Here is a 21,214-nt window from a genome sequence, read left to right as displayed (position 1 = left end):
GTATAACTTGTTGAAAAAATATACAGAAATCAAAGACTATGGTTACAACTTTTTTTTAAAACTAAAAATGTGGCAAAGAACTTGATGAAATAAGAGAATAAGTAATTATCAAGACTAACTAGAAAAAAAAATAGGTTAAAAAGCTATGAAATAACAGTGTGGTTAGAGTAAGAAAAGGGGCATTAAGAAAATTTAAGAATACGTATAACCAATAGTATAAAGTGAGAAAAAATATTTTTTTAATAACATCATTATTAGTAATAGTTTCATGCGATTTTGTAAGCCTAAAAACAAAAAAGGTTACAAATGAAAGACCAATAGCTACAGTATACAATAAACACTTGTATAAAAAAGATATTGCAGGGTTGTTGCCTAAAAACCTTTCACCTAAAGATAGTTTAGTTGTAGTAAAAGGGCTAATTAACTCGTGGGCAAAACAAGAATTATTGTATGTAAAGGCTGAAGAGAATATATCAGAAGTAAATAGTGAAGAGATACAAAGCCTAGTTAATGATTATAAAAAAAGTTTATATATTAACGGCTATAAAGAGCGTTTGATTAAACAACAACTAGATACTGTTGTTACTGAGGAAGAGATAGCCATGTATTATAACGAAAACAAAGATAACTTTAAGGTAAGTGAAGAACTTGTACAGTTTGAGTATGTACATTTTGGTAAAAATTATTTGGATAAAAAAGAGACAATAAAGCAGTTTAAATCAGAAAAAGAAGAAGACAAAGAAGATTTAGAAAGGCACTTGTTAAACTTTAAATCATATCGATTACAAGATTCAACTTGGGTAACTTTTGATTATTTAAAGAAAAAAATTCCGCCTTTTCGTAATGAAACAAAAGAAAACTTGTTAAAAATATCAAAATTCATACAAAAAGAAGATAGTTTAGGAGTATATTTGGTCGCTGTAAAAAATATGTTACCACAAAATGCTACGGCTCCATTAAGCTATGTAAGTCCTAGAATAAAACAAATTATTTTACATAAAAGAAAATTAGAATTAATACGAGATATTGAAAAAACGCTGATAAATGATGCAATTGAAAACAAGAACTTTAAAGAATATTAGTATAGTATTTACGTTGTTTTTAGTAAGCTTAACAACAATTTATGCACAAGGTACAAAAGTAGATGGTGTTGCTGTTGTGGTAGGTAAAAATATTGTTTTAGATTCTGATATAGATAAGTTTAAGCAAGAGGTAGAATTAAGAAGTGAGGGTAAGGTAAAGATTTCTGACTGTGAAATGTTAGAAGAATTAATGCAGCAAAAATTATTAGCTCATCATGCAGTGATTGATAGTGCAACAGTATCACAATCAGAAATAGATAGTAGGGTAGATAGGAGTATTGCTTTCTTTTCACAAGAATATGGAAGTGAGGAAAAAGTAGTTGAAGCTTACGGTTTTAATGATATTGAAGATTTAAAGAAGGAGCTAGGAAGGGTTCAAAAAGAAAATCTATTAATAGAAAAAGAGCAACAAAAAATCACAGAAAATATAGATGTTACTCCAGAAGAGATTCGTATCTATTTTAAAGGTTTAGAAGATAAAAAAGAATTACCTGAAATACCTGCTGAAGTTCAATTACAACAACTAGTAATTAAAGCAGAACCAACTAAAGAAGAGGAAGAGCGCGTTATTAACAAATTAAAAGAAATTAAAAAAGAGGTTGAAAACGGTGCTAGTTTTAAGTTAAAAGCAATCATAAACTCAGAAGATCCAGGAGTAGCTCAGAATGAAGGGAAATATGTGATAACAAAAGATAGCCCATTTATTAAAGAGTTTAAAGAAACGGCATTTTCATTAGATGTTGATCAAATTTCAGAGCCAATTAAATCTGCTTTTGGTTATCATATACTTCAATTACATAAAATAAAAGGGAATCAACGTGAAGTATCTCATATTTTAATGCAACCTGAGGTTTCTGATAAAAAATTAAATGAAACTAAAGAGCAAATAGAAAAAATAGTAGCTGATATAAAAGAAGGAAAGATAACTTTTGAAGAAGCTGTAAAAAAGTATTCTGAAGATGAAGAAACAAAAAATAGTGCAGGTATAATTATGAATCCTTATACCCAAGAGCCTACTTTTGAGTTAACAAGAATGCCACCAGATTTATTCGCAAGAATTAGCGAATTAAAAAAAGGTGATTTATCTGATATCTACTATGATGAAACTCGTGAAGGCGAAAAGATGTACAAAGTAATCTTATTAAAAGAGAAAACAGATACACACAAAGCAGATTTAGTTCAAGACTATGTAAGAATGCAACAATTTGCTTTAGCTAAGAAAAAAGAAGAAGAAATTACAAAATGGACGAAAGAAAAAATCCAAGAAACTTACTTAAAATTAAGCAACGATTATAAGAAGTGTACTTTTAAGAAAGATTGGAAAAAAGAAAACAAATAAGAAATAATAAATTTAGTATATTGTCATTCCCGCGAGAGCGGGAATTTCATTTTATAAAAGTTTGTAATTAAATTTATTGAACAAAGAAAAACTTTAATTTATGTCTGACGTAACAGCAGTAAACACATTGGTAGAAAAGTACAGCCAACTACAACAAGAAATAGGAAAAGTAATTATAGGACAACAAGAAGCTGTAAACTATACACTACTTTCAGTTTTTTGTGGAGGACATTCGTTGTTAATTGGAGTGCCTGGGTTGGCAAAGACCTTATTAGTAAACACAATTTCTAGTGCATTAGGACTTAACTTTAATAGAATTCAGTTTACTCCAGATTTAATGCCTTCCGATATTTTAGGTAGTGAAATATTAGATGAAACACGTCATTTTAAATTTATAAAAGGGCCTATTTTTTCGAATATTATTTTAGCGGATGAAATTAACCGTACACCACCTAAAACACAAGCAGCGTTGTTAGAAGCAATGCAAGAAAAGTCAGTAACTATTGCTGGACATCACTATAAGTTAGAATTGCCTTTTTTTGTACTAGCTACGCAAAATCCTATTGAACAAGAAGGAACGTATCCGTTACCAGAAGCTCAGTTAGACCGTTTTATGTTTTCAATAAACTTAGAGTATCCAAGTTTTGAAGAAGAAGTGCAAGTAGTAAAAAATACTACTTCAATAATTAATCAAAAAGTAAATGCTATTTTTTCCTCAGACGAAATTATAGCTATTCAAAAGCTAATTCGTAAAATTCCTGTAGCAGATAACGTAGTTGAATATGCAGTTAAATTGGTAGGTAAAACACGTCCTAATTCAGATAAAGCAACCGAGTTAATCAAAAAATATATCGATTGGGGAGCAGGTCCTAGAGCTTCACAAAACTTAATCTTAGCAGCTAAAGCACATGCAGCTGTACACGGAAAATACTCACCAGATATTGAAGATGTACAAGCAGTAGCTATTCCTATTTTATCACATAGAATTGTAAAGAATTATAAAGCAGAAGCTGAAGGGGTTACTGTAAAAGAAATTATAAACTCATTATTTTAAGATGAAGAAGTTATTAACTGTCATTTTTTTACTGATACTATTTGTTTCGTGTAAACAAGAAGCAACTCAAACTGTTTCAGAAGAAACAGAAAAGCAAGAGATTTTATCCGTAATGAAAGCACAAGAAGAAGCTTGGTCTAATCACGATTTAGAAGGTTTTATGCAAGGGTATTGGAAGAGTGATTCATTAAAGTTTTTCGGACGTAACGGAATAACTTTTGGTTGGCAAAAAACCTTAGATAACTATAAAAAAGGGTATCCAACAAAAGGACACTCAGGAACGTTAACTTTTAAGATTAATGATATTTCTAAAATTACAGATGGAGCTTATTCGGTTATGGGGGAATATCACTTAAAAAGAAACGTAGGAGACGCTAACGGTGTTTTTATGATTGTCTTCAAGAAGATACAAGGCGAATGGAAAATCATCGCTGATACTTCGTGTTAGATTAAGAAAGATGAAAGAAAAAGTAATTATAGTAATACTGCTTTTAATAATCATAGTGTTTTCATGTAAAAATACAGAGAACCAAAAAGAAGTAGTCTTTTTTAATAAGTCAAAAGAAGTTGTAGAGAGTAAGTTTCCTTTTCCGATAGGTTATGTGAATGATTATGAAGATATGTTTACAAATGATGAAGAGCAAAAATTGGAAAAACTAATTGATGATTATGAAAAAGAATCAATAAATGTTATAGCAGTCGTTACTATCAGCAGTTATAAACCGTATGATAATATAGAAGATTATTCTTTAGCATTGGCTAATGATTGGGGAGTAGGAAGAAAAGATAAAAATAATGGTTTAACAATTGTTATTAATAAATTAGAAAGACAAATACGAATATCTACGGGGTTAGGAACAGAAAAAACGCTTACCGATGAAATTTGCAAAAAGGTAATAGATAGTGTAATTGTTCCTGAGTTTAAAAACGAAAACTACTATAGAGGAATTGAAAAAGGAATTGATTGTTTAATGAAACAATGGTAAAGTATTAATTATAAAAAAAGAGAAGTTTTTCTAATGAAAACCCCTCTTTTTTATAGTTATAATCTATAAAGTTTAAGAAAACATCTTCGCAACTTTCTCTGCTTTTCTACTTTCAGAATAATCATAAAAACCTTCACCAGATTTTACTCCTAATTTTCCTGCTGCAACCATGTTTACTAATAACGGACATGGAGCATACTTAGGGTTTTTAAATCCGTCATACATTACGTTTAAAATAGATAAACAAACATCTAATCCAATAAAATCAGCTAATTGTAATGGTCCCATTGGGTGTGCCATTCCTAATTTCATTACAGTATCAATTTCAGCAACACCAGCAACACCATTGTATAACGTTTCAATACTTTCGTTAATCATTGGCATTAAAATACGATTGGCAACAAAACCAGGGTAATCATTTACTTCAACAGGAACTTTGTTAATTTTCTTAGTTAAATCAACTGTAAAGTCCATTACTTCATCAGAAGTGTTGTATCCTCTAATAATTTCAACCAACTTCATAATTGGCACAGGATTCATAAAGTGCATTCCAATTACTTTTTCAGGTCTATTGGTAGCTGCTGCAATTTGAGTAATTGAGATTGATGAAGTGTTGGTAGCTAAAATAGTATCTTCAGCACAAGCTTCATCTAAATCTTTAAAAATCTTAAGTTTTAAATCTACATTTTCAGTAGCTGCCTCAACAACTAAACTAGTGTTTTGAACACCTTCTTTAATAGAAGTATGTGTAGTAATGTTATTTAAAGTATTATTTTTATCGTCTTCAGTAATTTTTTCTTTCGCTACCATTCTATCTAAGTTTTTAGTAATGGTTGCTAGCCCTCTATCTAAGGCAGCTTGCGAAATGTCGATAAGTTGAACATTGTATCCAAATTGAGCAAACGTATGCGCAATTCCATTTCCCATTGTTCCAGCTCCAATTACGGCGATATTTTTCATGTTGTTATGTTTTGATATTTATATGGGCGTTCCCCTCTGGGGCGGGCTTTCCGTTACAATCTTTTTTGTTGTATTCTTCGATTCATTCAGAATAACAAAAAAGGATTTTCACTGCAATCCCTAACGCGGTTATTACTTATTTACTTTATACGTTAAAAACAGTCTATAATTTGATGCGCTACACGTAAAGCTTCAGTACCCTGACGTAACGAAACAATAGGAGTAGTGTTATTCTTAATAGCATCAGCAAACGAATCTAATTCATCTAAAATAGCATTGTTGGCAACTACTTCAGGGTTGTCATAATAAATTTGCTTTTTAACTCCCTCAGCATTTTGTAAAATCATAGCAAATTCATCAGGTTTTTCTGGTACATCTTTCATTCTAACAATTTCCGATTGTTTTTCTAAAAAGTTTACTGAGATATACGCATCTTTTTGAAAAAAACGACTTTTACGCATGTTTTTCATCGAAATTCTACTAGCTGTTAGGTTGGCAACACATCCGTTTTCAAATTCAATACGAGCATTGGCAATATCAGGAGTTTCTGAAATTACGGATACTCCACTTGCATGAACACTCTTTACTTTTGAATCTACTACCGATAAAATAATATCAATATCATGAATCATTAAATCTAAAACAACAGGAACATCTGTTCCTCTAGGGTTAAACTCAGCTAAACGGTGTGTTTCAATAAACATAGGAGTGTCAATCAAGTCTTTTACAGCCATAAAAGCAGGATTAAAACGCTCTACATGCCCAACTTGACCACGAACATGGTATTGACTAGCTAAGGTTCTTATAGCTTCAGCCTCTAGCACTGTATTAGTAATAGGCTTTTCAATAAAAATATGCTTCCCTTTTTCAATGGCTTGCTTAGCACAATCAAAGTGAGAAAGAGTAGGAGTAACAATATCAACTACTTCAACAGCATCAATTAATGCTTCTACTGAATCGAATAGTTTATAACCAAGCTCATCAGCTATTTTTTGTGCATTTTCTGTAAAAGGATCGTAAAACCCTACTAATTCGTATTTTTCTGATTGTTGTAACAAACGCAAATGGATTTTTCCTAAGTGACCTGCGCCTAAAACTCCAGCTTTTAACATAAGTGAAAGATTATTAGTTATTTGATTGGTTTGTTGAAAAAGAATTCATTTCTACAAAAAATCAACGCAAACAAAGATACACTTTTATACAGATTTATTACTACTTTTATCCTGCCGAAATTTTATAATTAGTGAGCCCCATAATGGGTATTTTAGATAAGAAATTATAGGTTTTATAGTAATTTAGCTAGTAATACCTATTGGTAGAGTAATGTAAGAATGAAGGACACAACCAAACATCAAGGACTTAGAAATCAATTAGCAAACGTTTTAGAAGCAAAAGGAATTAATGACGAAAAAGTATTAGAGGCTGTTAGAAAAATTCCAAGACATTTGTTTATGGATAGTAGTTTTGAAGCGCATGCGTATCAAGACAAAGCATTTCCTATTGCTGCTGAACAAACAATTTCTCAGCCATATACAGTGGCTTTTCAATCACAAGTATTAGAAATAAAACCAGGCGAAAAAGTATTAGAGATTGGAACAGGATCTGGTTATCAAACAGCAGTATTGTTAGAATTGGATGCAGAGGTGTATTCAATAGAAAGACAACATGAGTTATTTAAAAAAACTTCAATGTTTTTACCAAGGCTAGGATATAAGCCAAAAAGATTTATTTTTGGAGATGGCTATAAAGGATTACCAGAAGAAGCTCCTTTTGATAAAATTATTGTTACAGCTGGAGCACCGTATGTACCTAAAGCATTGTTAGCACAAATTAAAGTAGGAGGTAGGTTGTTAATTCCTGTGGGAGATCAAGAACAAGTGATGACACTTTTTATTAGAAAGTCTCCTAAAGAATTTGAAAAACACGAATTGGGAGATTTTAGGTTTGTGCCAATGTTAAAAAAGAAAAATTAATCATTAAAACTAAATTATATTATGAAAAAAGAGAATAAAACAAAATATTACGTTATTACATGTGTAGGAATCATGTTATTATTAGTAATGGTGTTTGCCTTTGAAAAAGGTGCTCTGTTAGGAGAAATTATAGCAAAGTAAAGAATTAACACGTATAAGATAAGCTCAAATCCTTTTCTATTTTAGAAAAGGATTTTTTGTTATAAGAAAAGTCAAAATAAAAAAATCCGCCTAAAAAAGCGGATTTATTGAATTTGAATAAAGAAACATCAACTTATTCAGCGATTGCTATTTCAGTCGCATCTGCAACTACTACCTCTTGTTGTTGATGTTGTTTTTGTTTGTTTTGATTAGTTTTTGCTAAACCGCATGGACTAGTACTTCCGCAAGAAGAAAAACCTAATAAACTAACAGTACAAATTGCAATAAATACTACTTTTTTCATTATTTTCTGTTTTATAAAAATCAAATATACATATTTCTGATTAAGTCACCAGAATTTTCCTTCTTTTCAATAACGTTGAACTCTATCATTTTATTTTGTATGTTCGTAATTAAATTCTCAGAAATAGGTTCTCCATCATTCCATTGGGTAATAGATAGCCATTCTTGAATATCCTCTATTTGTTGTTCATATCTGTTGGCAAGAATTTCATCAATATTATCAAAGTCTTTAAAACCTTGTGTACAATTATTAATAATGTTGTGCACTTTTTTTACTTCTTCAAAATGATTTTCTAATATTTCATCACGAACAGCAATAACAAAACAAGGCCATGGAGTAGGACAGTTACCAACTCTTCTAAAAGTACCGTTATCAACCAATGGTTTAGTGGTAAAGTGTTCCCACATAAAATAATCAGCTTCTCCGTTAGTTAAAGCATCAATTCCTCCTTGTAAGTCGTCAACCACTTTAAACTGTAATTTGTTAATGTCCCAACCATTGTTATGAGCATTTACAATTGCCATAAGTTGAGAGCCAGAACCAAAACGACTAATGGCTACTGTAGCGTTCTCTAAATCATCAATTGTTTTAAATTTAGAATTGGCAGCTACATGGATTCCCCAAACAAGAGGGCTTTTTACAAAGGTTTGTGTAATTTTTGACGGATTTCCGTTAATAATATCCTTTATAATTCCTTCAGTAAGTACTAAGGCAATATCAACTTCACCAGAGCGTAAAGCTTTTGTCATAGCTCCAGTACCTCCAGGATAATCTTTCCAGCGTAAGTTGATTCCTTCTTTGGTATATTCTTTATTTTTTAAAGTGATATACCATGGATAATTAAAGTGTTCTGGAACACCACCTATTTTTAATTTCAGCATTTATTCAACTAATTTGTCAAGAGTATATTCAATCAAATCATTTACTACTTTGTATGGATCTTCACTAAATGTTCCGTTGGCTCTATTAGCAATAATAGCATTCATTGAAGCAGCATTGTGACCTAGTAGTTTAGCTAACCCATAAATGGCAGATGTTTCCATTTCTAGGTTGGTAATTCGATTGTTGTTATAGTTAAAACTATCTATTTTTTTATTTAAATCGGGGTCTTGTAAAGGCAAGCGCAAAACACGTCCTTGAGGTCCGTAAAATCCACCAGCAGTAGCAGTAATTCCTTTGTATAACTTATCAGATAATAATTTGTCTTCTAAATATTTTCCGTTAGCTATAATTAATGGATATGATTTTTTTGTACTCCAATTAGTGTGTTTTATAAAAGCTTCTTCAATATCAGGATGTGAAATTTCATCTACTTGATAAGATTGTAACATACCATTTAAATCCAATGCGTGAGAACTTAATAAAAAGCTATCAACAGGAATGTCTGCATGCAAAGAACCTGAAGTTCCAATTCTGGTAATATTTAACGATGTATGTTTTTCTTTAGCTTGACGTGTGTTTAAGTCGATATTAACTAATGCGTCTAACTCGTTTAAAACAATATCAATATTATCAGGACCTATTCCCGTAGAAATTACAGAAATCCTTTTTCCTTTATAGGTACCAGTAGTGGTTTTAAACTCTCTTTTTTGGGTACTAAACTCTATAGTATCAAAGTATTTGGTAACTTTATCAACACGATATTGGTCTCCAACAAAAATGATATTGGTAGCAATGTGTTCAGGTCTTAAGTTCAAGTGGTATATACTACCATCTGGATTTAAGATGAGTTCAGAATGTTGTATACTCATTTACGATGTAATTTTTAACAGCTTATCAGTAGAGTTTACATAGAGATAGCTGTATTTTTTTGCGCCACCAAGATACGAAAAATCTGAACGAATTTTTGCATAATAGTTAGTTTGGTTTTGCAACACTTTTTTACCTGTTTTACTAAGTTTTACAGGATCAAATGAGGTGAATAATTTTTTAAGACTTTCAAGTTTGTTAATGTATTGAATATCACCAAATCCGTAGTTTTCTTGATAAGTTAAAAGGTTAGTTAAAAGTTCATCTTGGTTAGCAAATGTATGTTCGTTAGCTACTTTTAAAATATTATTTTCAATATGATTTAATCCATTTTCAATTGAAGGAAAACGAAGTAAATGTGCTTTTATAGCACTTTCGAGATATACAAATGGTGATTCTGGATTAAATTTATGTGCATTTTCAAGAGGTAACGGGCTGTCTGAGCAATATAGTTGCCATATATAGTCAGCATACTCTATGTCATCTTGAGAAAGCTCTATTTTTTTATTAAAATGTTCTATTAATTGGGTGTCAGATAATTCACCTAAACCATATAGTTTTTTAGGGTTATCTATTTTACCACTTGTAACTAAAGATATTTTGTGGTTTTTACGGTATCTTTTTAGCCAGCTTATTACTGCTAACATATTTACTTGACAAAATAAATCGTATTCAAACCATAAAACAATTTCGTCTTGTTGTTTTTGGTTACAAAGGTTGCGGTATTCTTTAAGGGTATAATCTATAAACTTCTTCTTGGTAACTTTATAGGTAGTTTTTAAAAAGTCAAAGCGGGTTTTCCAAAAGTCTTCACTACCTACGTCTACTGATGTTTTTCCTTCACATAACATTTCGCGCCACGTAATAATATCACCTTCAATGTTTAATTTTTGAAGTCTTTGAGTTGTGACGTCTCCATTAGTTATGTGTAATAAAGAATGTTTCATGATTTTAGGGAATTGGTTGATTTCTTTATTTATATAAAATAAACGGTTTATTTTATACGTTATTATTTATTGGTTGATATTTAGTGCTTTACAAAAGATGTAAATATAAAAAAAATGTCGAAGAATAAAATTCTCGACATTTTTACTTATCCACCAACGCGTTTTACGTTGAATCCTTTATCTTTTAAAAGTTGCATTATAGTATCTCTATAATCCCCTTGAATTATGATTTTATCGTCTTTAAAACTACCGCCAACACTCAGTTTAGTTTTAATTTCTTTAGCAAGCTTTTTAAAATCTTGAGTAGCTCCATTATACCCATCTATAATGGTAACTGGCTTCCCTTTTCGTTTTTCATACTTACAAAGAATTGGTTCTTCTTGTAGCCAGACATCAGGTTTTTTCTCTTCAGGTTTTTCTTCAAACTGATGCTCTGGGAATAGGTTTTTTAATTGATCTTGTAAATCCATTAGATTTATTTTTTCAATCCTAATTCGCGTAAACGCTCATCTAAAAACTCACCAGCAGTAATATCTTCAAACTGTTTTGGGTTGTTTTCATCAATACAGTTTTCTAAAACATCTAATTTCATATCAGAAACAGGATGCATGAAAAATGGAATTGAATAACGAGATGTTCCCCATAATTCTTTAGGAGGGTTGGTTACACGGTGAATTGTTGATTTCAACTTGTTGTTACTATGACGCGATAGCATATCACCTACATTAATCATTAATTCATCATCTTCAGCTATAGCATCAATCCATTCACCTTTATGGTTTTGAACTTGTAGCCCTTTTCCTTGAGCTCCCATTAACAAAGTAATTAAATTAATGTCACCATGTGCGGCAGCTCTTACGGCTCCTTTAGGTTCGGTAGTGATAGGAGGGTAGTGAATTGGACGTAAAATACTATTTCCGTTTTTAATGTAATTATCAAAATAAGTTTCTTCTAACCCTAAGTGTAATGCTAACGGGCGTAAAACGTATTTTGCAGTTTTTTCTAACATTTGGTAAGCTTCTTTACCAACTTCGTTAAAGCTAGGAAGTTCTTCAACTTCTACATTTTCAGGATATTCTTTTGCGTATTTTGAGTCAGCATCAACATACTGACCAAAATGCCAAAATTCTTTTAAATCTCCTTCTTTTTTTCCTTTTGCACTTTCTTTACCAAATGAAACATATCCTCTTTGACCACCAATACCTGGAATTTCATACTTCTCTTTTACATCTGTAGGTAAATCAAAAAACTTCTTGATTTCAGCATATAAGTTCTCTACTAATTCATCGTCTAAAAAGTGTCCTTTTAATGCTACAAATCCTATATTCTCGTAAGCGTCACCAATTTCATTGATGAATTTTTGTTTTCTTTCAGCATCGTCCGATAAAAAATCTGCTAAGTTTACGCTTGGAATTTTATTCATTGTTAATAAGTTTTATTATTCAGGCAGTAAAGTTAGTGAAATCAAGCGTATGCTGATAATTTATTTATTAACAAAAGGGATTAGGTACGATATTGTATAATTGAATCCGAAGCCTGTACTGCTTTCAAAAACACGATTAAAACCTGGAGTATATAGCGTTTTAAAGCCTTCTTGGTCGTCAACACTTAACATAATTTTATATGAAAAACTAAAACCTATAAACAAATTTTTAAAGGTTTCTGCTTTTATACCTAATTGTAATTCAGTCCAGTGAGCGGTAAGTCCGTCGTCAGACATAGGTGTTGTTACAGGGGTTGAAGGAAAGTAGGGAGGTAAGTTTTCAGTACCTGAAGAAACATTAGGTTGGTAGCTATTTAGGGTATGATCAAATATGGCAAAACCATAACGTATACCAACATAAATTTCGTTATTCATGTCTAACCAATTCTCGTAGGCGTTGTAATTTGCTCCAAGTCTAATATAACTTCCTTTTGAACTAGAAGAAGAAAAATCTTCATAGGTGGTTTCATCTTCAAAACCTAATTCAGTAGCGATGTACCATTTTTTTGATACTCTATAATCACCTACTAATTCAAGTCCGCTATAACTTTTGTCAATAATAGCAAGACCAGGTTTACTAATGTCTAATCCAATACGTAAGCCATATCCTGTTTTATATGTAACGGTATCTTTTTTTTCTTTGGTTTCTTCTTTAGATGTATTTATTTGTGAATATCCGTTCACAAATACAAAAACGAAACATAAACTAATGAAATACTTGTACATGGGCGCTAGCTTGATTGTCAATTAAAGGAACTTCTGTAGTTGATAAACTGTTTATCCAACCTGTATTACTTAAAGTTACATTTTCATAAATAATTCTGAAACCACATGAGCGAGAAACAAAATCTTCTTCAGGGTTATACTCAATAGTAAGCGTAGCGGTTTGATTGTTAGCTATATTACCATCTATATCATTCATTTTTAATGTGTAGACTGTTTTCTGAGATAAACTGTTTAAAGGAATAGCAATACTATCTGTTGTTCTATTGGTAAAGAGACTATCAGTTTTACCCTCTGCAATTACAGATAAGCGTTCTACACTTTTTAAATCATTCGTATTATCCATATCGTAAAAACGAAGCACTAAATTGGGTGTTACTGGGTTTTGTGTACAGAAATCATCTTTTTCACAGGCTGTTAAACCTACTAGAAGTATGAATAGAGCAATGTATTTTTTCATATAACTGTTTATCTGTTTAGTTGTTTATGCGTTAAGTTGATATTTTCTTAGTGCGTTTAACATATTGGTTATCTTTTCTAGCTTTTTTCTGACTAAAATATAATCTTTTTCAGAAACATAGTTTAGTTCTCTTGAGATTATGAGTTGATTTAACACTTCCATTGCTGAACTATAAGAAATAGTAATAAAACGTGCTTTATCTTTATTACTTATTCTTGATGTTCCTTCTGCTAAATTGGAAGCAATAGAAACTGTAGCTCTTCTTAGTTGAGAAATTAATCCAAATTGTTCATTCGAAGGAAAGTCATTAGTTAAATTATAAATATCTTTGGTTAAAGAAACACTTTCTCTCCAAACTTCTAATTTTTCAAAAGAATAAATTTTCATAGTAAATAAACCTTTAAACAATTAAACGAATCAACTCAATCATATTACTTCTCAAACAAAACCACCGTTTCTATATGTGATGTATGTGGAAATTGATCAACTAAACTAATCTTTTTTAATTGATATCCGTTTTTCATCAACTCTTCAGTGTCACGAGCTTGTGTAGCTGGGTTACAAGATACATAAACCATTCTATCTGCATTTAAGTTTATGATTTTCTTAAGCGTTTTTGGTGCAATACCCGCACGAGCTGGATCCAAAATAATGGTTCTTATCTTATTTTTATACTGCGGGTGTTCGTTTAAGAACTTTCCTACATCAGCAGCATAAAATTGTAAACCTTCAATATTGTTACGTTCTGCATTTTTCTTAGCATCTTCAACAGCAGAAACTACAATATCTACACCAACAATTTTAGTGTTATTCGATTTTGAAGCGATAATTTGACCAATAGTTCCCGTTCCACAGAATAAATCCATTACCACAGTATTATCTATAGCTTCTTTGTTTTCTAACGCATAATCAACTACTTTGGTATATAGTTTTTCGGCAGATTTAGGATTGGTTTGAAAAAAGCTTTTCATGCTAATTTCAAAATTTAAGCCTAATAACTTTTCAACAATTTTATCTTTTCCATATACTAATTTAATGCTTCCTGAGGTAGCTATGGTTCTATCACCAGTTTCATCGTTAATAGTATGTAATAAACCAGCCACTCTATCACCAAATAACTCTACTAAATAGTTAGCAAACTCTTTTAAATCAAATTTAGGTAAATCGTGAGAAGTGGTTACTAAGTTGAATAACAATTCGTTGGTTTTGTATGATTTTCTTACCACAAAATACCTAAAGAAACCTTCTTTTTTAGGTCCGTGCCAAGGTGCTAAACCAGTTTTTTTACAATACTCTCTAATGTTTTTGATGTTGTCTTCAACTTGTTTGTCAAATAAACCAGAATCTTTTTCAAGGTTATCACCCATCCACCAAACACCGCGACGTTTAAAACCTAAGGTAAATTCATCTACATCGGTTTTGTTTTCACGGTCGTAACCAATGGCAGAAAAACCATATTCCATTTTATTTCTATAGTGAAATACATTAGGAGAAGCGATAAACTCATCAAATAAATCTTCAATGTTTTCAACTTTACCAATACGCTTAAATAAAGATAACGTGCTTTCTTGTTTGTATTTGTGTTGTAAATCTATAGGTAATTGAATGTAAGGTGCTCCAGGAATATCTTGATAAGGAATAGTTACTTCATCATCAGAATGTTTTAAAACATCAATCAATTTACACTCTGCATACTTCTTTTTAGATTTATCTACACGTGCTTTTACTAATTGTCCTGGTAAGGTGTTAGGAACAAAAATTACAAAAACACCTTCTTCTGAACGTATTCTTCCTATTCCTTTTCCGCCGAAGGCATAATCTTCAATTAAAATTTCAATGATTTGTCCTCTTTTTACAAACTTATTTCGTTCTCTTCTTGGCATTCTATACTATGATTTATGGTGTGCAAAATTAGGAAAAGATATGGTTTGAAGATAAAAAAAAGACCACTCATTGTAGAGTAGTCTTTTTAGGTGTAGTTTGTAAAAGTTATTTTTTATTGACGCGCTTCTTGTTTAGCTTCTTTTATCATTTGCTCGTTTGCAACAATCGCAAACTCTACACGTCTATTTTTACTTCTTCCTTCAGCAGTATCGTTTGTAGCTATAGGGTCTTTAACACCAAGTCCTTTAGTTTCAAAACGACTATTGTTTACTCCTTTACTAGCTAAGTAGCTTCTTACAGAGTTAGCTCTTTTTTCTGAAAGCGTTTGGTTGTATTCAACTCTACCAGTACTATCTGTATAACCATAAATTACAATATTGGTATCTCCATAATCTTTAAAAACAGGTACTAATTTATCTAAGTTAGCTTTAGCAGTAGTTGTTAAAGTAGCTTTGTTAGTAGCAAAACGAACGGCGTTTTCACCTAAAGTAAGTTTAATACCTTCTCCAACTCTTTCAACTTCAGCACCCGGTAAAGCTTCTTCAATCTCACGAGCTTGTTTATCCATTTGATTACCAATTACACCACCGGCAACACCACCTACAACACCACCTAAAATAGCTCCAAGTTCTGAGTTGTTTTTACTTCCTACATTGTTACCAATAACGGCTCCAATAACAGCTCCAGCAGCAGTACCAATAGCAGCACCTTTTTGAGTGTTGTTAGCATTTTGTATAGATTTACATGAAGTAAAAATTGTACCAGCTAAAAATAAAATTGATAAACTATAAATTATTGATTTTTTCATAATGTTTTATTAATTATTGTCTTTGAAATGAATAGGTAATGTTTTTTACTTGGCCAGCAACGTTTACTTTGTCTATTAAATCGAAGCTAGTTTCAGTAACATTTTTTATATTTAATATATATCCTTGGTTTACTTCTTTAGCTTTGTGGTTATTAATAATTTTTAAAACAAAATTACCATCTTTATTAACATACCAAGTAATTAGAGAACTAAAGTTTTTACAGTCTGTATTTGGATTGTTTAAACTCATTTCTCCTTTATTGTTGTTAGAAACAAAACTCCAGTTACTACCAATAAAGCAGTTAGAGTCTTCTAAATTAAATGAGTTTACTTTTAAGTAGTTAGAACCTGGGAAATTTACAGCAGTAATGGTCCAATTACCTTTAAGCATTCGTTCAGTTTTGTTGTCAAGTTTAGTGTTAGTTACAGATGTAGATTTACATCCGATTACAACTATTGAAAGCAGTAATAAAAATAAGATTTTTTTCATAAAATGATATTTAGTTAATTTCTTTAAAGATAAAAAAAACTGATTAACTATGGTTTTATTGCAAACCATAAAAAAAGTTATGTTGTTTGTGTTTTTAGACACTTCAAAATCTAAGAAAGTCACTTAAATTTAATAATTTTGTACTTAGGGATGATTTCTTTCCCACGCTGAATTTTCGAAACTTCTTTTTCGAAAGGATAAAGGTAGATAAGGAATGGTTATTTTATAAATTTTAAAAAATTAAGAAAAATGGCTGTTTTAGACCAATTAACTTCGCAACAAGCGATTGACTTAGAAAACAAATACGGAGCACATAACTACCATCCATTACCAGTAGTATTGAGTAAAGGAGAAGGAGTATATGTATGGGATGTTGAAGGGAAAAAATATTATGATTTTTTATCGGCTTATTCTGCAGTAAATCAAGGGCATTGTCACCCAAAAATTGTTGGTGCAATGGTAAATCAAGCGCAAATATTAACATTAACATCACGTGCTTTTTATAACGATATGTTAGGGAAGTACGAAAAATTTGCTACTGAATACTTTGGTTTTGATAAATTATTACCAATGAATACGGGTGCTGAAGCTGTAGAAACTGCTTTAAAAATTTGTAGAAAATGGGCGTATGAAGTAAAAGGAATTGATGAAAACGAAGCACAAATTATTGTTTGTAAGAATAATTTCCACGGAAGAACAACTACAATTATTTCTTTTTCAAACGATCCTGTAGCTCGTAAGAATTTTGGACCGTTTACTGATGGTTTTATCAAAATTGAGTATGATAATTTACAGGCTTTAGAAGAGGCGTTAGAAAACAACGATAATATTGCTGGCTTCATGGCTGAACCTATTCAAGGAGAAGCCGGAGTATATGTGCCTTCTGAAGGATATTTAGCCGCAGCTAAAGCGTTATGTAAAAAGCATAATGTATTATTTATAGCTGATGAAGTACAAACAGGGATTGCACGTACAGGTAAGTTATTAGCGGTAAACCATGAAGATGTTCAACCAGATATTTTAATTTTAGGTAAGGCTTTAAGTGGAGGAGCATATCCGGTATCTGCAGTATTAGCAAACGATGATATTATGAATGTTATTAAACCTGGTAACCACGGTTCTACTTTTGGAGGAAACCCTGTTGCGGCAGCGGTAGCTATGGCAGCTTTAGAGGTAGTTAGAGATGAAAAGTTAGCTGAAAATGCTGAGCGTTTAGGTAAAATTTTTAGAGAAGAGTTGGCTGAGTTTGCTAAAGAAAATGAGTTAGTAAGATTAGTACGTGGTAAGGGGTTATTAAACGCTGTTGTAATTAATGATACTGAAGATAGTTCAACCGCTTGGGATATTTGTATGAAATTACGTGACAACGGATTGTTAGCAAAACCAACTCATGGAAACATTATCCGATTTGCACCACCGTTAGTAATGAACGAAGAGCAATTAAAAGACTGTATTACTATTATTAAGAAAACAATTACTGAGTTTAAAAAATAAGTTTACAGCTTTATATATTAAAAAAAGGAACGATTTAATCGTTCCTTTTTTGTTGCTACTTATTGGTTTTTAATTGCTAAAATATAAAACTAACATTTATAAAAATGTTATTAAAAATGTTTAATAGCAAGTTAAGTGCTTTTTGTACACTTTTTTAATTGCTAACTTTTTTGGTGTACAAGTACTGTACACTTTTTATTTTATCAAATTTTTTAGTGTACAACAGTTGTACACTTTTTTAGTTGTAATTTTTTTTGGTGTACAAGAGCGTAATTAGTTTGCCATTTCATAAATATTCAGGTGTCTTTTTAAAATTCCTGAAGGTGTGTTTTTGGTCTCATCAAATATTCGGGTATCACCAAAAAGAATAAAACTTTCTTTAGCTCTGGATACTGCTACATTAAGCATGTTAGGTTTGTTGTCTCTTTCAAAGAAAAGAGTTCCTTCATCGTCATTAGAATATACAGAACTAAACAAGATAATGTTTCGTTCTGCACCTTGTAATGCGTGTACAGTACCTAGTTTAATGTTACTAACTTTATAACCAGCATCGGTTAAGGCTTTTGATAATTCTCCTTTCTGACTTGCAAAAGGCGTAATAATTCCTAAAACAGGTTCAATAGCGTCTACATTGTAGGCTTCTTGGATAGTTTCTTTATTTTGCTGTAACCAAGAAATAATAGCTTTTACTTCGCTAATGTTTTGACGGCTGTTGTATTTACGCTCACTAACTCCTTCTATATGATATGCCATCATTGATGGAAATGCTTGGTTTTCTTTAGCTTTTCCTTTCATAGGTTTTAAAATACCATCGTACGCTAATTCGTTACAAAAACTAATAATTTCATCATTACATCGTCTGTGCTCTAATAAAACCAACCCTTGTTCTTTTTTGGCAGGTAGGGGAGTTTCAAATTCGCAGGCATTTTGAGCCATTTTCATAATACTTCCGCTAGAAGCTAAAAAACCTAATTCGTCTAAATGTGCATCATTTTGATTTTCAATAATATCAAGGCTTGTTAAGTTTCCTTGATCAATTTTTTTAGGAATAGACCAAATAGGTTCAATTTGTTGTAAATCACCTACTACAAAGGCTTTTTGGGTTAATGAAAATATAGGAATACTTACCTCTGGCGTAACTTGACCTGCTTCATCAATAATTAACAAATCTAAAAAGTTGAATAAAGGTAAATATTCAAAAATAGGTTTTCCGTTTTCGTTTTCTCCTTGAAATTGACTGTATAAAAAGTGACTTGGTGCTGTATAAAAAGTAGCTACGAAGCAAGGAGTAAGCATAGCTCTTCGTTTCCATCTTGCTTTTATAGCATATTCACCTGTCCCTTTTTCAGTGTTACCTTCTAACATTTCTCTGGTTTCTAGTAACCAGCGAGCTTCCCAATAATGGGTTGCTAATAAGAATGCTTTATGACGTAAATCAATATCTAACTCATCATAAAAGAAACGCTGAGTTACATCGTTAGATTTGATTTTTTCATATTCATACGCCCACATTTGTTCTTCTGAAACAAAAGGAAACCCTTTGATGTTATTTTCGTACTTCCAATTTTTTAGGCTTAAATGTGATTGCAATAGCAGATTTACATTGTTTGTACATTCTTTTATATATGCTGCTGCTTTTTTAGCATCCAATAGTGTTTCAGCGTTAGCCTTAAAAATGTGTTCAGCATTTCTTGATTCAAACTGAGCTTCATCAATAAAATAGTGTTTTACTTTATCAATAAAATCAGTGTCTTTTGTAGCTGTTTTTAAATCGTTTAAAACAGTTCTCCATTCTTGTAGTTTGGAGATTTTAAATGTACTTTTTTCGATAAAATCTTCTTCGTGTACGAGTATGCTGTTGATGTAGTTTACAGCATTAATATAGTTTCTAGAGTAATCAACACCATCCGCCAAAATATTTTGAATACCAATAATTTCTTCTTGTAGATAGTTACACACATCGTCAAGTGAATTTGTTTGGGTATTGAAATACTGACAATAGTTTGTTAAAAAATAATATTCTGCTTCAGAGATATATTTTTCATTCTCCAGATTACAAAGTGTTCCTTCATGACCAAATAAATTTCCTTTTAAGTAATTAATGTTAGCCAGTTTTTTATCACTTTTTGAACTGGATGGGAGGTAGGTTGCATATCCGTTAAAATCAGGAATCCAACGATTGGCTAATTCTCCCATAGTACTTTCAGAATTGATAAAACTATCAATGATATTCGTTACTGCTTGGTTGTTGTTTGAGCAGGCTAAAATTATAGGAGCTTCTTCCCCGTTAATAGCAGCTTTTACAAATTCGGTAGCAACCAGGCTTTGCAATAGCGTAGTTTTTCCAGTTCCTGGAGGTCCGTTTACAGCGGTAACTGCATTTTCTTCGGCTACCAAATACGATAACAATGTTTTTCGCTGACTAACCGAAAGTGGGAACTTATTTGACATTTGCCCTAAATGCAAATGATTGTAGACTAAGAATCCGTTATCGGTAATGGCTTCTTGTCGTTTTCTAGTATATGGGTTTATAATTTTAGAGAGTACAGGCAATTCATCCGTATTTTTAAGTAGGTTTTCGTACAGGAATAAAATACTTTTTGCTGTAGAAATTTTAGAACTTAAAGCAAAATAAGTAAGCTCATATTGTGTGGTATAGCGTTCTATTTGATAACGATATAGGTTGCTAAAAGTTATGGCAGAAAATACTTCGTTAATATAGTTCCAGTATTCATCCCAAGGCACGGGGTCTTCGCTATTTTCAAAATCGGGAGCGTCTAGGTCTTTGGCGTCTAAAACAGTGTCGATAGAAGAGAAGATAAAATCATTCTTAACATCTGCCATAGGTGTTAGATAGTTACGAACAATTAAAGGAAATCCATCTTTTGGAGCTGATAATTGTCCTGAACGATTTACAATAGCACTAATCCAAAAAGGGTGTATGGGACGTTGTTTAAATTTTATATTGTCGGTTTGATATACTAAATGAAAAGGAGCAATTAATATTTTAGTTTCTTCTACTTTATACCACTTAGGGTTGTCTTTTTTAGTAATTCCTTTTAGTCGATTAATTCTTCGTTCTTCAACATCTAACAATTGATTAGCTTGTTTAGAGCTAATAAGTGCATTGCTTAAATCGGATGATTTTTGATGAAAAAGGTTTTTTATTTTACTAATGTCAATAGCTAAGTTTTCACTGTCAGATAAGCTATTTTTATAATATTGTAACCAGTTTTTTTCGTCGTTCATAGTTATTCTCGTACCCTTGAAATATGATTTTTTTCTGTAAGAAAGGGTGCGAAAATACTATATTCAACGTATGAAAAAACAGTTTTTA

Annotated in this window: 22 protein-coding genes; 7 read left to right on the top strand and 15 right to left on the bottom strand. The window is 31.4% G+C overall.

Annotated features, from left to right (window positions below; translation table 11 throughout):
* Window positions 1-221 precede the first annotated feature (221 nt).
* From MK851_RS03460 to MK851_RS03440, 5 genes are all read left to right on the top strand, one after another.
* The gene (locus MK851_RS03460) at window positions 222-1,082 is read left to right on the top strand and encodes a hypothetical protein (RefSeq protein WP_320241463.1); all 861 of its coding nucleotides are present in this window, start codon (window positions 222-224) and stop codon (window positions 1,080-1,082) included.
* A complete protein-coding gene (locus MK851_RS03455; protein ID WP_245939450.1) occupies window positions 1,045-2,421 on the top strand; it encodes a peptidylprolyl isomerase in 1,377 nt (458 codons plus the stop codon). Before MK851_RS03460 ends, MK851_RS03455 begins: the two co-directional genes overlap by 38 nt.
* 100 nt (window positions 2,422-2,521) lie before the next feature.
* Window positions 2,522-3,475 (top strand): MoxR family ATPase, encoded by a 954-nt coding sequence (locus MK851_RS03450; RefSeq protein WP_320241457.1) that lies wholly within the window; start codon window positions 2,522-2,524, stop codon window positions 3,473-3,475.
* A gap of 1 nt (window position 3,476) precedes the next feature.
* Window positions 3,477-3,923 (top strand): nuclear transport factor 2 family protein, encoded by a 447-nt coding sequence (locus MK851_RS03445; protein ID WP_320241454.1) that lies wholly within the window; start codon window positions 3,477-3,479, stop codon window positions 3,921-3,923.
* A 10-nt stretch (window positions 3,924-3,933) separates the two neighbouring features.
* Complete coding sequence (locus MK851_RS03440) at window positions 3,934-4,461, top strand: TPM domain-containing protein (protein WP_320241452.1); 528 nt, start codon at window positions 3,934-3,936, stop codon at window positions 4,459-4,461.
* A 72-nt stretch (window positions 4,462-4,533) separates the two neighbouring features.
* Here the strand turns inward: MK851_RS03440 and MK851_RS03435 are convergent, their stop codons facing one another.
* Window positions 4,534-5,421: a 3-hydroxybutyryl-CoA dehydrogenase gene (locus MK851_RS03435; protein WP_099216090.1), complete on the bottom strand. Its 888-nt coding sequence runs from the start codon at window positions 5,419-5,421 to the stop codon at window positions 4,534-4,536.
* 152 nt (window positions 5,422-5,573) lie between these two features.
* Window positions 5,574-6,533, bottom strand: coding sequence for a Gfo/Idh/MocA family protein (locus MK851_RS03430; protein ID WP_303507393.1), 960 nt, complete (start codon window positions 6,531-6,533; stop codon window positions 5,574-5,576).
* Window positions 6,534-6,752: 219 nt separating this feature from the next.
* Between MK851_RS03430 and MK851_RS03425 the strand changes: the two genes are divergently transcribed.
* On the top strand, window positions 6,753-7,394 hold the full coding sequence (locus MK851_RS03425; RefSeq protein WP_320241445.1) for a protein-L-isoaspartate(D-aspartate) O-methyltransferase: 642 nt from the start codon (window positions 6,753-6,755) through the stop codon (window positions 7,392-7,394).
* A 274-nt stretch (window positions 7,395-7,668) separates the two neighbouring features.
* On the opposite strand, the gene MK851_RS03420 is transcribed toward MK851_RS03425, so the two are convergent.
* From MK851_RS03420 to MK851_RS03365, 12 genes are all read right to left on the bottom strand, one after another.
* Window positions 7,669-7,839 (bottom strand): hypothetical protein, encoded by a 171-nt coding sequence (locus MK851_RS03420; protein ID WP_320241444.1) that lies wholly within the window; start codon window positions 7,837-7,839, stop codon window positions 7,669-7,671.
* 20 nt (window positions 7,840-7,859) lie between these two features.
* Window positions 7,860-8,720 carry a substrate-binding domain-containing protein gene (locus MK851_RS03415; protein WP_320241442.1) on the bottom strand — a complete coding sequence of 287 codons (861 nt, stop codon included), beginning with the start codon at window positions 8,718-8,720 and terminating at the stop codon, window positions 7,860-7,862.
* Entirely contained in the window at window positions 8,721-9,590 is an 870-nt protein-coding gene (locus tag MK851_RS03410) for a nucleoside phosphorylase (RefSeq protein WP_320241441.1), read from the bottom strand. It abuts the gene before it with no gap.
* Window positions 9,591-10,535 carry a DUF1835 domain-containing protein gene (locus MK851_RS03405; RefSeq protein WP_320241439.1) on the bottom strand — a complete coding sequence of 315 codons (945 nt, stop codon included), beginning with the start codon at window positions 10,533-10,535 and terminating at the stop codon, window positions 9,591-9,593. It lies immediately after the preceding gene.
* Window positions 10,536-10,681: 146 nt separating this feature from the next.
* The gene (locus MK851_RS03400) at window positions 10,682-11,005 is read right to left on the bottom strand and encodes a translation initiation factor (RefSeq protein ID WP_303507380.1); all 324 of its coding nucleotides are present in this window, start codon (window positions 11,003-11,005) and stop codon (window positions 10,682-10,684) included.
* Between the two features lie 5 nt (window positions 11,006-11,010).
* Window positions 11,011-11,958, bottom strand: a complete 948-nt coding sequence (locus MK851_RS03395) for an isopenicillin N synthase family dioxygenase (RefSeq protein ID WP_320241436.1) — start codon at window positions 11,956-11,958, stop codon at window positions 11,011-11,013.
* Window positions 11,959-12,018: 60 nt separating this feature from the next.
* Window positions 12,019-12,744, bottom strand: a complete 726-nt coding sequence (locus MK851_RS03390) for a DUF6048 family protein (RefSeq protein WP_320241434.1) — start codon at window positions 12,742-12,744, stop codon at window positions 12,019-12,021.
* Window positions 12,725-13,201, bottom strand: coding sequence for a DUF6452 family protein (locus tag MK851_RS03385; protein WP_320241432.1), 477 nt, complete (start codon window positions 13,199-13,201; stop codon window positions 12,725-12,727). The genes MK851_RS03390 and MK851_RS03385 overlap by 20 nt, the downstream gene beginning before the upstream one ends.
* 24 nt (window positions 13,202-13,225) lie before the next feature.
* Window positions 13,226-13,588: a four helix bundle protein gene (locus MK851_RS03380; RefSeq protein WP_320241430.1), complete on the bottom strand. Its 363-nt coding sequence runs from the start codon at window positions 13,586-13,588 to the stop codon at window positions 13,226-13,228.
* Between the two features lie 44 nt (window positions 13,589-13,632).
* The gene (rlmD, locus tag MK851_RS03375; RefSeq protein ID WP_320241428.1) at window positions 13,633-15,084 is read right to left on the bottom strand and encodes a 23S rRNA (uracil(1939)-C(5))-methyltransferase RlmD; all 1,452 of its coding nucleotides are present in this window, start codon (window positions 15,082-15,084) and stop codon (window positions 13,633-13,635) included.
* Between the two features lie 113 nt (window positions 15,085-15,197).
* The gene (locus tag MK851_RS03370) at window positions 15,198-15,893 is read right to left on the bottom strand and encodes an OmpA family protein (protein WP_303507366.1); all 696 of its coding nucleotides are present in this window, start codon (window positions 15,891-15,893) and stop codon (window positions 15,198-15,200) included.
* A 13-nt stretch (window positions 15,894-15,906) separates the two neighbouring features.
* Window positions 15,907-16,383 (bottom strand): lipocalin family protein, encoded by a 477-nt coding sequence (locus MK851_RS03365; protein WP_320241425.1) that lies wholly within the window; start codon window positions 16,381-16,383, stop codon window positions 15,907-15,909.
* Between the two features lie 249 nt (window positions 16,384-16,632).
* Here MK851_RS03365 and rocD point away from each other — a divergent pair, with 249 nt between their 5' ends.
* Window positions 16,633-17,877: an ornithine--oxo-acid transaminase gene (rocD, locus tag MK851_RS03360; protein WP_303507360.1), complete on the top strand. Its 1,245-nt coding sequence runs from the start codon at window positions 16,633-16,635 to the stop codon at window positions 17,875-17,877.
* A gap of 273 nt (window positions 17,878-18,150) precedes the next feature.
* Here the strand turns inward: rocD and MK851_RS03355 are convergent, their stop codons facing one another.
* Window positions 18,151-21,126: a DEAD/DEAH box helicase gene (locus MK851_RS03355; protein WP_320241423.1), complete on the bottom strand. Its 2,976-nt coding sequence runs from the start codon at window positions 21,124-21,126 to the stop codon at window positions 18,151-18,153.
* Window positions 21,127-21,214 lie beyond the last annotated feature (88 nt).

This window comes from Tenacibaculum sp. 1B UA, assembly GCF_033978845.1.
Taxonomy (GTDB): Bacteria; Bacteroidota; Bacteroidia; order Flavobacteriales; family Flavobacteriaceae; genus Polaribacter.
Note: the sequence above shows the minus strand (reverse complement) of the source record. Positions and strands in the feature narration are given on the sequence as shown.